This window comes from Aeromonas sp. MaB10011B (assembly GCF_017939325.1).
In the GTDB taxonomy this organism is placed as follows: domain Bacteria; phylum Pseudomonadota; class Gammaproteobacteria; order Enterobacterales; family Aeromonadaceae; genus Aeromonas; species Aeromonas caviae.
Genome location: NZ_JAGKRK010000008.1, coordinates 165,779 through 179,743, shown reverse-complemented (window position 1 = coordinate 179,743; position 13,965 = coordinate 165,779). Strand labels below are relative to the sequence as shown.

General features: G+C 63.2%; 13 protein-coding genes. 11 read left to right on the top strand and 2 right to left on the bottom strand.

The features are described 5' to 3' along the window. Nucleotides 1-129 precede the first annotated feature (129 nt). A complete protein-coding gene (locus J9893_RS03690; protein WP_010673773.1) occupies nt 130-1,293 on the bottom strand; it encodes an FAD-dependent monooxygenase in 1,164 nt (387 codons plus the stop codon). A 224-nt stretch (nt 1,294-1,517) separates the two neighbouring features. Here J9893_RS03690 and miaB point away from each other — a divergent pair, with 224 nt between their 5' ends. The 5 genes from miaB (at nt 1,518) to lnt (ending at nt 7,208) form a co-directional block, all read left to right on the top strand. Beyond that, a complete protein-coding gene (miaB, locus tag J9893_RS03685; RefSeq protein WP_010673772.1) occupies nt 1,518-2,951 on the top strand; it encodes a tRNA (N6-isopentenyl adenosine(37)-C2)-methylthiotransferase MiaB in 1,434 nt (477 codons plus the stop codon). A gap of 50 nt (nt 2,952-3,001) precedes the next feature. Beyond that, a complete protein-coding gene (locus J9893_RS03680) occupies nt 3,002-4,060 on the top strand; it encodes a PhoH family protein (protein ID WP_010673771.1) in 1,059 nt (352 codons plus the stop codon). Beyond that, on the top strand, nt 4,057-4,521 hold the full coding sequence (gene ybeY, locus J9893_RS03675) for an rRNA maturation RNase YbeY (protein ID WP_039041101.1): 465 nt from the start codon (nt 4,057-4,059) through the stop codon (nt 4,519-4,521). The genes J9893_RS03680 and ybeY overlap by 4 nt, the downstream gene beginning before the upstream one ends. Nucleotides 4,522-4,616: 95 nt before the next feature. After that, a complete protein-coding gene (gene corC, locus J9893_RS03670; protein WP_010673769.1) occupies nt 4,617-5,498 on the top strand; it encodes a CNNM family magnesium/cobalt transport protein CorC in 882 nt (293 codons plus the stop codon). Between the two features lie 180 nt (nt 5,499-5,678). Continuing rightward, nucleotides 5,679-7,208, top strand: a complete 1,530-nt coding sequence (lnt, locus tag J9893_RS03665) for an apolipoprotein N-acyltransferase (protein ID WP_042014505.1) — start codon at nt 5,679-5,681, stop codon at nt 7,206-7,208. Nucleotides 7,209-7,293: 85 nt separating this feature from the next. On the opposite strand, the gene J9893_RS03660 is transcribed toward lnt, so the two are convergent. Next, nucleotides 7,294-7,782: a zinc ribbon-containing protein gene (locus tag J9893_RS03660; RefSeq protein WP_041215952.1), complete on the bottom strand. Its 489-nt coding sequence runs from the start codon at nt 7,780-7,782 to the stop codon at nt 7,294-7,296. A gap of 242 nt (nt 7,783-8,024) precedes the next feature. Here J9893_RS03660 and leuS point away from each other — a divergent pair, with 242 nt between their 5' ends. The 6 genes from leuS (at nt 8,025) to rlmH (ending at nt 13,948) form a co-directional block, all read left to right on the top strand. Continuing rightward, nucleotides 8,025-10,601 carry a leucine--tRNA ligase gene (gene leuS / locus J9893_RS03655; protein ID WP_113977485.1) on the top strand — a complete coding sequence of 859 codons (2,577 nt, stop codon included), beginning with the start codon at nt 8,025-8,027 and terminating at the stop codon, nt 10,599-10,601. A gap of 112 nt (nt 10,602-10,713) precedes the next feature. Continuing rightward, a complete protein-coding gene (lptE, locus tag J9893_RS03650; protein WP_010673765.1) occupies nt 10,714-11,196 on the top strand; it encodes an LPS assembly lipoprotein LptE in 483 nt (160 codons plus the stop codon). A gap of 27 nt (nt 11,197-11,223) precedes the next feature. Next, nucleotides 11,224-12,258: a DNA polymerase III subunit delta gene (holA, locus tag J9893_RS03645; protein ID WP_113977484.1), complete on the top strand. Its 1,035-nt coding sequence runs from the start codon at nt 11,224-11,226 to the stop codon at nt 12,256-12,258. After that, entirely contained in the window at nt 12,252-12,905 is a 654-nt protein-coding gene (gene nadD / locus J9893_RS03640) for a nicotinate-nucleotide adenylyltransferase (protein WP_113977482.1), read from the top strand. The genes holA and nadD overlap by 7 nt, the downstream gene beginning before the upstream one ends. A gap of 212 nt (nt 12,906-13,117) precedes the next feature. Beyond that, nucleotides 13,118-13,459, top strand: coding sequence for a ribosome silencing factor (rsfS, locus tag J9893_RS03635; RefSeq protein ID WP_010673762.1), 342 nt, complete (start codon nt 13,118-13,120; stop codon nt 13,457-13,459). Between the two features lie 21 nt (nt 13,460-13,480). After that, entirely contained in the window at nt 13,481-13,948 is a 468-nt protein-coding gene (gene rlmH, locus J9893_RS03630) for a 23S rRNA (pseudouridine(1915)-N(3))-methyltransferase RlmH (RefSeq protein WP_005298242.1), read from the top strand. The last annotated feature ends 17 nt before the right edge of the window (nt 13,949-13,965 follow it).

Below are 13,965 nucleotides of genomic sequence, written 5' to 3'. Positions count from 1 at the left end.
CCCTTGCCTGAGGCCGTTTTGCCCCTGCACCGCCTGGATCACTCCTCGCGGCCATATAAAAAACCGGCTGGCACCATCACACGGATTGATATGCCACCCGATTGGCACCTGGCAGTGCCACGCACTGCCTCATACCAGCCCAAGCGCATAGCGTAGCGCCATCTCCTTGAGGGGGCCCGCCTTGTCCGCCAGATTCAGCGCCAGGTTGCGGGCAAGCCTGAGGGGGCCTATCTCGTTGCTGAAGACCCCGTAGAAGAGATCCATCCCCGACTGCATCAGCAGGTTGTCAGGGCGGCGTCGCCCCTCGTAACGCCCGGCCAGCGCCAGCTCATGCCACTGTGCCCCCGCCTTGCCGAGCAACCCGGCCCAGCAGGCCACGTCCTTGAAACCGAGGTTGACCCCCTGCCCCGCCAGCGGGTTGATGGTGTGGGCCGCATCCCCGAGCAGCACCACTCGCCCGGCGTGATAGTCGTTGGCGTGGCGGCGCACCAAGGGGAAGCTCCCCTTGGCCGTCACGGTGAAACCGCCAAGGCGGCTGGGGAAGTGGCGGCGCACCTCGACGGCCAGGGCCTCGTTGCTCATGGCGGCCAGCGCCCGGATGCGGGCCGGGCTGTCATACCAGACCAGGGAGCCATGGCGGCCCGGCAGCGGCAGGAAGGCGCGCGGGCCGCTCGGGGTGAACTGCTGCCAGGTGATGTCTTCCTGGGCAAAATCGGTGTCGATGTTGATCAGCATGCAGTGCTGGCGGTACTCGAAACGCGACACCCCGATGCCGGCCAATCGCCGGGTGTGGGATTCGGCACCATCGCAGGCCAGCACCCAGCGCGCCTGCAGCTCGGTGCCGTCATCCAGGGTCAGCACGGCGTCATCCGCACTCTGGCGCAGACTCGTCACCGCTGCCGGGGTATGGGTCTGGATGGTCGGGAAATCCTCCATCCTTTTCAGCAGGGCGAGCTGGATCAGCCGGTTTTCGATGATGTAGCCGAGCTGGGGCAGCCCGAGATCCACCGCGTCGAAGCGGGTAGCGAAGCCGTCCAGCTCCCAGGTCTCCAGCCGGCGATAGGGGCACAGCCGCATCTGCTGCAGATATTGCCAGGCACCGGCCCGGGTCAGCAGCGCCACCGAGGCCTGACTGATGGCGGAAACCCGCAGATCCAGCGACTGCTCGGGGGCATAGGGCTCGGGCAACCGGGTCTCGATGACCCGCACCGAGAGCCCCTCTGCCGCCAGCAGGCAGGCGGTGGCGGCGCCCACCATGCCGGCGCCGACGATGGCAATATCACACTGTTCCATAACTTGATTCCTGCAAGGAGTCCCCGCGATAAGGGGCAAGGGCCGAACCGAATGGGGCATGATAACGCAAGGAGGCGGCAGAAACAGTGAGAGGGATGCGCAATTGCCGACGACAAGCCGGCCCTGATGGCGACGGGCGGCCCCAGACTGGTCAGCACCGGGATTGCGGAGTAAAATGGTCGGTCCTTTGACCCTGCCGATTTCAAAACCAGTCACGAGAAGCAATGAGCAAGAAACTTCATATCAAGACCTGGGGCTGCCAGATGAACGAGTACGACTCGTCCAAGATGGCGGACCTGCTGGATGCCAGCAATGGCTACACGCTTACCGAGGAGCCGGAAGAGGCAGATGTGCTGCTGCTCAACACCTGTTCCATCCGCGAGAAGGCCCAGGAGAAGGTGTTCCACCAGCTCGGTCGCTGGAAGAAGCTCAAGGCGAAAAAACCGGGGCTGGTGATCGGGGTGGGCGGCTGCGTCGCCTCCCAGGAAGGGGAGAACCTGCGCAGCCGGGCGCCCTATGTGGACATCGTCTTCGGACCCCAGACCCTGCACCGCCTGCCGACCATGATCAAGCAGGTGCAGGAGGGGCGCGGTGCCCAGGTGGACATCGCCTTCCCCGAAATCGAGAAGTTCGACAACCTGCCCGAACCCCGTGCCGAGGGGGCGACCGCCTTCGTTTCCATCATGGAAGGCTGCTCCAAGTACTGCTCCTTCTGCGTGGTGCCCTACACCCGTGGCGAGGAGGTGAGCCGGCCACTGGATGACGTGCTCTATGAAATCGCCCAGCTCGCCCAGCAAGGGGTGCGCGAAGTGAACCTGCTCGGCCAGAACGTCAACGCCTACCGGGGGCCGACCTTCGACGGGGAGGTCTGCACCTTCGCAGAACTGCTGCGCCTGGTGGCTGCCATCGACGGCATCGACCGCATTCGCTACACCACCAGCCACCCGGTCGAGTTCACCGACGACATCATCGAGGTCTATCGTGATACCCCCGAGGTGGTCAGCTTCCTGCACTTGCCCATCCAGAGCGGCTCGGATCGCATCCTGACCATGATGAAGCGCCCGCACACTGTGCTGGAGTACAAGTCCAAGATCCGCCGCCTGCGCGCCGTGCGTCCCGACATCACCATGAGCTCCGACTTCATCGTCGGCTTCCCGAACGAGACGGACGAAGACTTCGAGGCCACCATGAAACTCATCGAGGAGATCAACTTCGACATGAGCTTCAGCTTCATCTACAGCCCGCGCCCCGGCACCCCGGCCGCGGATCTGCCCGATGACGTTGACATGGAAGTGAAAAAGGCCCGCCTGACCCGACTGCAAAACCGCATCAATCACCAGTCCATGCTCATCGGCCGCGCCATGTTGGGCTCGGTGCAGCGCATCCTGGTGGAGGGGCCCTCCAAGATGGATCCCATGCAGCTCAGTGGCCGCACCGAGAACAACCGGGTGGTCAACTTCGAGGGGCCGCACCGCCTCATCGGCGGCTTCGCCGACGTGGAGATCACCGACGTACGCCCCTACTCCCTGCGCGGCCGCTTCATCCGCGGCGAGGACGAAATGAACCTGCGCATCGCCACGGCCCCGAGCGAGATCCTCGCCCGTCGTCCTGACAACGTGCCCGATGATCTGGGCGTTGCGGCCTTCAGACCCCATTGATGACTCTCTCCCCCGCCCAGTGGCGGGGGAACAACCGATAAGAGGACACCTTGAGCCGACACATCTCCACCCTGAATCTGCATCTGGAACCCGCCGACAACCAGCGCCTCGCCAGCCTGTGCGGACCCTTTGACGACAACCTCAAGCAGCTGGAGCGCCGTCTCGGCATCGAGATAAGCTACCGGGACAACCACTTCCAAGTGATCGGCAAGCAGGCCCAGGTGGAGGCGGCTGCCGTCATCCTCAAGCACCTCTATGTGGAAACCCAGCCCCTCAAGGGGAGCAAGGTGAGCGACATCACCCCCGAGATGGTGCACCTGGCGGTGCAGGAGTCCCGCGTGCTGGAGCAGGACGACGAACCCGCCCCTTCCCTGCCGTATGGCAAGGAGGTCACGGTCAAGACCAAGCGCGGTCTCATCAAGCCCCGCAGCCCGAACCAGGCCCAGTACATCGCCAATATCGTACGCCACGACATCAGCTTCGGCATCGGGCCCGCCGGGACCGGCAAGACCTATCTCGCCGTGGCCGCCGCCGTGGATGCCCTGGAGCGCCAGGAGATCCGCCGCATCCTGCTGACCCGCCCGGCGGTGGAAGCCGGTGAGAAGCTCGGCTTCCTGCCCGGCGATCTTTCCCAGAAGGTGGACCCCTACCTGCGCCCCCTCTACGACGCCCTGTTCGAGATGCTGGGCTTCGAGCGGGTGGAGAAGCTGATGGAGCGCAACGTCATCGAGGTGGCGCCGCTTGCCTACATGCGCGGCCGCACCCTCAACGACGCCTTCATCATCCTGGACGAGGCCCAGAACACCACCACGGAACAGATGAAGATGTTCCTGACCCGCATCGGCTTCAACTCCAAGGCGGTGGTGACCGGCGACATCACCCAGGTGGACTTGCCTCGCAGCACCAAATCCGGTCTGCGCCACGCCCTGGAGGTGTTGCAGGGGGTCGATGGCCTCTCCTTCAACTTCTTCGAGTCCAAGGACGTGGTGCGCCATCCCGTGGTGGCCCGCATCGTGCAGGCCTACGAGGCATTCGATGCCCAGCAGGCGGCCGAGAAGAGCGCAGCCACTCCCCGCAACGAGAACACCAGCAAAGAGAGTGCCCAATGAGCGTGACCCTGGATCTGCAACTGGCCTGCGCCAGCCCGGACGGCCTGCCGACCGAGGCCCAGCTGCAAGGCTGGCTCGACGGCACCATTCTGGGCTTCCAGCCCGAGGCCGAGGTGACGGTGCGCCTGGTGGACGAGGCGGAGAGCCGCGAGCTCAACCACACCTATCGCGGCAAGGACAAGCCCACCAACGTGCTCTCCTTCCCCTTCGAAGCGCCACCGGGTCTCGAGCTGCCCCTGCTCGGGGATCTGGTGATCTGCCGCCAGGTGGTCGAGGCCGAAGCCGTCGAACAGGGCAAGCCCCTGATGGCCCACTGGGCTCACATGGTTGTGCATGGCAGTCTGCATCTGCTAGGTTATGACCATATCGAGGACGAGGAAGCCGAGGAGATGGAGCAGCTCGAGCGCGACATCATGCAGGAACTGGGCTTCGCCGATCCTTATCTGAACGACGAAGAGTAACGAACCGGATGGTCATCGTCTTGAAACAGCCGATGCCCATCCTCATATAGCCACAACGATTTCAAGTGTGTTCATACGAGTAACCAAGAGAGAAAATGACCGACGATCACCCTAGTACCGGCTCGCCGAAGAAAACCTGGCTCGACAAACTCAGCCAACTCTTCCAGGGCGAGCCAAAAGACCGCAACGATCTGGTAGAGGTCATCGCCGATGCCGAAGAGCGGGACCTCATCGATCAGGACACCAAGGACATGATCGAGGGCGTGCTCGAAATTGCCGAGCTGCGCGTGCGTGACATCATGATCCCCCGCTCCCAGATGGTGACCATCGAGAAGTCCCAGCCGGTGGACGAGTTCCTGCCGGTCATCATCGAATCCGGCCACTCCCGCTTCCCGGTGATCAACGAAGACAAGGATCACGTGGAGGGCATCTTGCTCGCCAAGGATCTGCTGCCGTTCGGTTTTGGCGGCCAGCATGCCAGCGAACCGCTCCAGCTGGAGAAGATCCTGCGTCCCACGGTGATCGTGCCGGAGAGCAAGCGGGTCGATCGCCTGCTCAAGGAGTTCCGGGAAGAGCGCTACCACATGGCCATCGTGGTGGACGAATTTGGCGGTGTCTCTGGTCTCGTGACCATCGAGGACATTCTGGAGCTCATCGTCGGCGAGATTGACGACGAGTTCGACGACATTGAGGACGAGCCGGAAGAGATCCGCCGCATCAGCAAGCGGGTCTTCTCGGTGAGCGCGCTGACCGAGATCGAGGACTTCAACGACTTCTTCGGCACCCAGTTCAGCGATGAAGAGGTGGACACCGTCGGCGGTCTGGTGATGCACGCCTTCAGCCACCTGCCCAAGAAGGGTGAAGAGATCGAACTCGACGGCTACCTGTTCAAGGTGATGCACGCCGATCGCCGTCGCCTGCAACAGTTGCAGGTGAAGATCCCCGAGCATCATGCGGCGGCGCAGCCGGAGTCCTGATCCCGCCCAGCACCACGCACATCCCGCGCCCCTCTCGTCAGGGGCGCTTTTTTTGCCTCCTTCCCGCCGCGCGACCGCCACTTGGCCCACGCCGACCGCGAGGCTCGCCGTTGACCCGGTTTGCGGTTAAGATGTCGGCCATTGTGTTTCCATTCAGTCCAATTCGAGCCCCGATCCCCCGTGAAATCGAAACTCCTGACCAGCCTGTTTGCCATTGCCAGCGGCGCCATCGCCGTGCTGGCCTTCTCCCCTTTCGGCTACTGGCCCCTGGTGATCCCCTCCCTGCTCGGCCTTTACGCCCTGCTAGACAAGGCCACCCCCAAACAGGCAGCCTGGCGCGGCTTCGGCTACGCCATGGGTCTATTCCTGCCCGGGCAGTGGTGGATCCACGTCAGCATGACGGAGTTTGGCGGCATTCCGCTGCCGGCCGCCTTCGTGCTGCTGGCCGGGCTCTGCGCCTATCTCTCCCTCTACCCGACCCTGGCCTGCTGGCTCTTCGCCCGCTTTTTTGCCGGCCGCCACTGGAGCCGCTGGCTGCTCGCCTTCCCGGCGCTCTGGCTGATGGCCGACTGGCTGCGGGGCTGGGTGATGACAGGCTACCCCTGGCTCTGGTTCGGCTACACCCAGATAGACGGCCCCCTCAAGGGCTTCGCTCCCCTTCTCGGGGTGCAGGGCATCACCCTTGCCCTGCTGCTCACCGCCTCCGCCCTCTGGCTGGTATGGCAACACCGCAAGCCGGCCTGGCTGCTGCTCCCCGTCGCCCTGGTGGGCGCCGCCCAGGGGCTGATGCAGCTCAACTGGGTGACCCGGGGTGAGCCGGTCAAGGTCGCGCTGGTGCAGGGCAACATCGAGCAGTCCCTCAAGTGGGATCCGGAGGCCCTGGTGCCGACGGTACGCAAGTATCAGGATCTCAGCCGCGAGAACCAGGATGCCGACATCATCGTCTGGCCGGAGTCCGCCATACCTGCCATCGAGAAGGAGATGGGTACCTATCTGGAGAGCCTGGACAAGGCGATGAAGGTGAACGACACCGGCCTGCTGGCGGGGATCATCCATTACGATCTGAAACAGCAGCGCTTCTTCAATACCGTGCTCGGCATGGGGGTGCAGGATGCAGAAGGCAAGGAGTCCTACTACTACGAGCACAAGAACCGCTACTACAAGTACCATCTGCTGCCCATCGGCGAGTTCGTACCCTTTGAAGATCTGCTGCGTCCCATCGCCCCCTTCTTCAACCTGCCCATGTCCTCCTTCAGCCGGGGTGACGAGGTGCAGCCGAACCTGATCGCCAAGGGGCTCAAGTTTGCCGCCGCCATCTGTTACGAGATCATCTTCCCGGACGAGGTGCGCCGCAATGTGCAGCCGGATACCGACTTTCTGCTGACCGTCTCCAACGACGCCTGGTTCGGCACCAGCATCGGCCCCTGGCAGCACATGGAGATCGCCCGCATGCGCGCCCTGGAGCTGGCCCGCCCACTGCTGCGCGACACCAACACCGGCATCACCATCGTCACCGAGATAGACGGCAGCATCATCGCCCAGATCCCGCAGTTCGAGGCTGGAGTATTGCGTGCCGAGGTACGCCCCGCCCACGGCCAGACCCCCTATCTGCGTTTTGGCAGCTGGCCCATGTATGGCCTGGCCGCCGCCCTGCTGGGGCTGGCCCTGTGGCTGCGCCCCCGCGCCCACCCCTGGGCGCGCAAGGGCTAAGACCACACAACCCCGATAAACAAAAGAGGCGCCCTTGGGCGCCTCTTTTTATGGTTTGGCTTATGGCTTGGCACAGTCTGGTGGCTCAAGGAGACAGCGGCTCACGGTGATACTCATCGGCCCCGCACTCCGGGCAGGTGCCAAGCTGCTCTGGATGCAGCACGGTATGGCGCCACTCGCAGTGATCGCACACCAGCACCCCGAGTCCCACCCAGTCCCCCGCCCGGTAGACCCCCTTGTGTTCCAGCTCGTCCGCCAACTCCTGCCACTCCACCTGGGTGCGGTCGGTCACGTCTGCCAGCCAGGACCAGGCGGTGTCCTTGAGCGCCAGCATGAAGGCGGACTCCTCCACCTGCTCATCCTTGCGCCCCTCGTCATAGTTGCCCAGATCCCGCTTCACATACTCGGCGATCAGCGCCAGCTCGTCCTGGGTCAGATCCCCGGCCGCCTCCAGATAGGCCTGCACCTTGGCGATCATCCGGTTGAGGCGCTCTCCCTGAAACGCTTCCGTCTCTTCCCACTGCTTCTTGAGCTGGGCGATAAAGGCTTCATACCCTTGTCGACGTTTGTCCATGGCCATCACTCCTCTGCTGAATCCCGATCGAGCCAGACCCTGACCTCGGGCTCGGCGGATACGGGCGGCGGTTGCCATTCTCACTTCGTTGCGACTCTCGCGGCTCTGCAAATCCTCGCGGGTACCAGACCTGGCCCGAGACCGGGCGGATGCTGGCGGTTGTTGCCGCCGCAGGATATGGGTATTCTATCGGGATTTCCCAGCCGTTTTATCTATTCATTTCACAGATCCGGATGTCACCAATGCAAGAGCAATACGTTCCCCAATCCATAGAACCAGCAGTGCAGAAGCACTGGGATGCCAAGAAAACCTTCAAGGCGGTGGAGAAAGTAGACAAGGAAAAGTTCTACTGCCTCTCCATGTTCCCCTATCCGTCTGGTCGTCTACACATGGGGCACGTTCGCAACTACACCATAGGTGATGTGATCTCCCGTTATCAACGGCTCAATGGCAAGAACGTGCTGCAACCCATCGGTTGGGACGCCTTCGGCCTGCCGGCAGAAAACGCCGCCATCAAGAACAACACGGCGCCGGCCCCCTGGACCTACGAAAACATCGAATACATGAAGAACCAGCTGAAGATGCTGGGTCTGGGTTATGACTGGGATCGGGAGCTGGCCACCTGCAAGCCGGACTACTACCGCTGGGAGCAGTGGTTCTTCACCAAGCTCTACGAGAAGGGTCTGGTCTACAAGAAGACCTCCTCCGTCAACTGGTGCCCGAACGACATGACGGTGCTGGCCAACGAGCAGGTAGTGGACAACTGCTGCTGGCGCTGTGACACCCCGGTGGAACAAAAAGAGATCCCCCAGTGGTTCATCAAGATCACCGACTACGCCGAAGAGCTGTTGAACGACATCGACAATCTGGAAGGCTGGCCGGAGATGGTCAAGACCATGCAGCGCAACTGGATTGGCCGCTCCGAAGGGGTCAACATCAGCTTCAATATCGACGGTCAGGCCGAGCACCTCGAGGTCTACACCACCCGTCCGGACACCTTCATGGGTGTGACCTATGTGGGCATCGCCGCCGGTCACCCGCTGGCGCTGCAGGCAGCCCAGGACAATCCGGAGCTGGCCGCCTTCATCGAAGAGTGCAAGAACACCAAGGTAGCCGAAGCTGAACTGGCCACCATGGAGAAGAAGGGCATGGCAACCGGCCTCTACGCCATTCACCCGCTGGATGGCCGCAAGGTGCCGGTCTGGGTCGCCAACTTCGTGCTGATGAACTACGGCACCGGCGCCGTGATGGCGGTTCCGGCCCATGATCAGCGTGACTTCGAATTCGCCACCAAATACGGCCTCGACATCAAGGCGGTGATCAAGCCGGTTGATGGCGACGCCGATGTGAGCGAAGCGGCTTATACCGAGAAGGGCGTGCTGTTCAACTCTGGCGAATTCGACGGTCTCGACTTCCAGGGTGCCTTCGATGCCATCGCCAACAAGCTGGAAGGGCTCGGCAAGGGCAAGCGCACCGTCAACTACCGTCTGCGCGACTGGGGCGTTTCCCGTCAGCGCTACTGGGGCGCTCCCATCCCCATGCTGACCCTGGCGGACGGTACCGTGGTGCCGACCCCGGAAGATCAACTGCCGGTACTGCTGCCGGAAGACGTGGTGATGGACGGTATCCAGAGCCCGATCAAGGCCGATGCCGAGTGGGCAAAGACCACGTATAACGGCCAGGAAGCGTTCCGCGAGACCGATACCTTCGACACCTTCATGGAGTCCTCCTGGTACTACGCCCGCTACTGCTCCCCGGACTACGACAAGGGCATGCTGGATCCGGCGGCTGCCAACCACTGGCTGCCGGTGGATCAATACATCGGCGGCATCGAGCACGCCTGTATGCACCTGCTCTACGCCCGCTTCTTCCACAAGCTGCTGCGTGATGCGGGCCTCGTGAACAGCGACGAGCCGTTCAAGCGCCTGCTCTGCCAGGGCATGGTGCTGGCTGACGCCTTCTACTACAAGGATGAGAAGGGCGGCAACGTCTGGGTCAGCCCCCTCGACGTCAAGGTGGAACGTGATGACAAGGGCCGCATCACCAAGGCGGTCGACCTCGAAGGCCGTGAAGTGATGCACTCCGGCATGACCAAGATGTCCAAGTCCAAGAACAACGGCATCGACCCGCAACTGATGGTGGAGCGTTACGGCGCCGATACCGTCCGTCTGTTCATGATGTTCGCCTCTCCGGCCGAGATGACCCTGGAGTGGTCCGACTCCGGCGTGGAAGGTGCCCAGCGCTTCCTGCGTCGCCTGTGGCGCATCACCTTCGAGCACGTATCCGGTGGCGCCGTTGCCGCACTGGACATCGCCGCCCTCACCAGCGACCAGAAAGCCGTGCGCCGCGAGCTGCACAAGACCATCGCCAAGGTGAGCGACGACGTGGGTCGCCGTCAGACCTTCAACACCGCCATCGCCGCCATCATGGAGCTGATGAACAACCTGGCCAAACTGGGCAGTGACGCTCAGGATCGCGCCCTGATGCAGGAAGCGCTGGAAGCGGTCGTGGTCATGCTCTACCCCATCACCCCGCACATCGGCTTCGAGCTGTGGAAGATGCTGGGCAAGGAAGGGGACATCGATGTCGCGGCCTGGCCGGTGGCTGACGAAGCGGCCATGGTCGAGACCGAGAAGCTGGTGGTGGTGCAGATCAACGGCAAGATGCGTGGCAAGCTCACCGTCCCGGCCGAGATCAGCCAGGCCGACGTCGAGAAGCTGGCCATGGCCGATGCGTCCGTACAGAAGTTCACCGACGGTCTGACCGTGCGCAAGGTTGTGTACGTGCCGGGCAAACTGCTCAACATCGTGGCCAACTGATGACGCCTCCCCTGGCGGCGGTCGACGGTCCGGGCCAGGGGCTGACGACACACGGATGATGACGGCGGGCCCTGCGCCCGCCGCTCTTCACTTCATGCAAAGAGGATTTTTTATGGGCACCATCTTCACGCGCTGGATGGCCATCGTGCTGGCAGGACTGCTGCTGCAGGCCTGCGGTTTTCAGATGCGGGGCACCGCCATTCCCCCCGAGCTGATGACCATGAAAGTGGTCGGTGACAACAAGAGCGACTTCTACCGACTGGTCACAACTCGTCTCAAGGCCGCTGGCGTGCAGCTCGCCGACAAGGAGGGCATCCCGGTGCTGACCCTGGCCGGGGTTCGTAGCCGCAGCCAGGTCGCCTCCGTCGACTCCATCGGCCAGGACCGCGAATACCTGCTGAGTTACAGCACCCAGTTCACCGTGGTCATGCCGGGCAAACCGACCCAGGTCTTCCCCATCACCTTCAACCGCAGCTTCCTGAACAAGCCGGATGCGGCACTCGCCTCCTCCCGCGAGCAGGAGCAGCTCGGCAAGGAGATGCAGGAGCAGGCCGCCAACCTGGTTATTCGCCAGCTCAGTCAGGTCAAGTTCTGATGCGCGTATCTTGATGAGAGGGTGTTGATGAGAGTCTATCCCGAGCAGTTTGCGGATCATCTCAAGGCAGGGCTCAAGCCCTGCTATCTCATTTTTGGGGACGAGCCCCTGCTCAAACTGGAAGCTGTCGACGCCGTGCGTCAGGTGGCACGCAAACAGGGCTTCGATGAACGCCACAGCTTCGTGGTGGAACAGGGGCTGGACTGGAACCAGGTCTACGATGCCTGCCAGGCCATGAGCCTGTTCTCGGCCCGCCAGATCATCGAGCTGGAGCTGCCCGCCAAGATCGACAAGGATCTCGCCGCCCGCATCAGCGACATTGGCAAACAGCTCCACCCCGACCTGCTGCTGGTGCTCTCGGGCCCCCGCCTCAACCAGACCCAGATGAAGGCGGCCTGGTTCGACAAGCTGAGCCAGAGCGGCACCTATGTGCCGGTCAACCACCCCGAGCCCCGCTTCTTCCCGCGCTGGATGAGCGCCCGCTTTCAGCGCTTCGGCCTCAAGGCACTGCCGGATGCGGTCAACTTCATGTGCCACGCCTACGAGGGCAACCTGCTGGCCGCGAGCCAGGAGATCGAGAAGCTGACCCTGCTCTCGCCGCCCCAGCCCATCAGCGTCGCCTATCTGCAGGAGACCATCATCCGCCACGCCCACTTCACTCCCTTCCAGCTCGTCGATACCCTGCTGGAAGGAAAGGTGAACCGGGCCCAGCGCATCCTGCTGGCCCTGCGCGCCGAGGGCACCGAACCCGGCATGCTGGCCTGGACCCTGTGCCGCGAACTGGAGCAGCTCACCGAGCTGGCGCTGGCCGCCCGCACCGGACAGCCCCTGGTGGAGCATTTCAGCCGCCTGCGCATCTGGCAGAGTCGCCAGCAGCTCATCCAGCAGGCGCTGACCCGGCTTCCCTTCCCCAAGATCCGACAGCTCTGGCAACTGATGGCCCAGTTGGACCATGCCCAGCGCCATTTCGACACCGAACAGGCCTGGCTGATGCTGCAAACCATCGCCCTCGGCTTTCGTGACGGAACCCCGCTCCCCCTGCTGGAGACGGAATCATGCTGACACCGCCCATCGGGATCCTCGGCGGCACCTTCGATCCCATTCACATCGGCCACCTGAGACCCGCCATCGAGGCCCGGGAGGCCCTGGGTCTGGCCGAGGTGCGCCTGCTCCCGAACCATATCCCGCCCCACCGGGCCAATCCGCTCTGCTCCAGCGAGCAGCGGCTCGCTATGGTCCGGCTCGCTGCGGCGGACAACCCGGGATTCGTGGTGGATGAGCGGGAGCTCAGGCGCGACACCCCCTCCTGGACCATCGACACCCTTGTCGAGTTGAGGAGCGAGCTGCCGGACACCCCGCTCTGCTTTTTGATGGGGATGGATTCCCTGCTCGGCCTGCCGGGCTGGCACCGCTGGCAGGAGTTGCTCGATTACGCCCATCTGGTGGTGAGCTGCCGCCCAGGCTGGCAACCGGATTATCCCGTCCAGGTGGCCGAGCTGCTGGCCCGCCACCAGACCCGGGATATTCAGGATCTCCATCGCCAGCGCCACGGTCATGTCTGGCTTTGTGACAACCTGCCCGTCGAGCTGTCGGCCACACGCCTGCGTGCCCTGCTCGCGGCAGGCCAGGATCCCAAATACCTGCTGCCCAACCCGGTCGCCGACTATATCCGGCGCCACGGGCTCTACAGCTCATCGGCAACGCAGTAAACGGCGCCACGCAGGCGGCTCAGCCGACACGTCCGGGCGCACCGGGCCCGGCCCTGACTATTGCCAGGCCGGGTTGCACACTATAGTGATCGTCAAGGGGCCCCTCCCCCACGGGACGGCTCCCCGGGCGATGCTCCCTTTGCCAGGCTGGGAAACGGGAGTGACCATGATATAATCCGCCGCCCTCTGGCGCCGGAAGATAGGAGAAGACATTGCAAGGCCAAGAATTGCTCGCCTTTATCGTCGACAAGATCGATGACATGAAAGGCCGCGACATCATCACCCTCGATGTGCGCGGCAAATCCAGCATCACGGACACCATGATCATCTGCTCCGGCAACTCCAATCGTCACGTCAGTGCCATCGCCCACAACCTCGCCAGCGAGGCCCGTCATGCGGGGCTCGACCTGCTGAGCGTGGAAGGGGAACTCACCGGTGAGTGGGTGCTGGTGGACATGGGGTCGGTCATCGTCCACGTGATGCAGGATGAGTACCGCGACTTCTACCAGCTGGAAAAACTCTGGAGCGGCGCCGCCCAGGTCAATTCGCAATAAAGGGCGACAGCGTAACCAAAGATGAAGATCCAGTTGATTGCCGTGGGCACCAAGATGCCTGCCTGGGTAGAGCATGGCTTCGAAGAGTACCGTCGCCGCTTCCCCAAAGACATGCCGTTCGAGCTGGTCGAGATCGGCGCAGGCAAGCGCGGCAAGAATGCCGACATTCCCCGCATCCTGCAAAAGGAAGGGGAAGCCATGCTGGCCGCCGCCGGCCGCTCCCGTATCGTGACCCTGGACATTCCGGGCAAGCCCTGGACCACGGAGCAGCTCGCCGTGCAACTGGAAGCCTGGAAGCTGGATGGCCGGGACGTGGCGCTGCTGGTGGGTGGCCCGGAGGGGCTCTCCCCCGAGTGCAAGGCTGCTGCGGAGCAGAGCTGGTCGCTCTCGCCCCTGACACTGCCCCATCCCCTGGTGCGGGTACTGGTGGCCGAGAGCCTCTATCGCGCCTGGAGCATCACCACCAATCACCCTTATCACAGAGAGTGACCCATGCCGACCCTGAG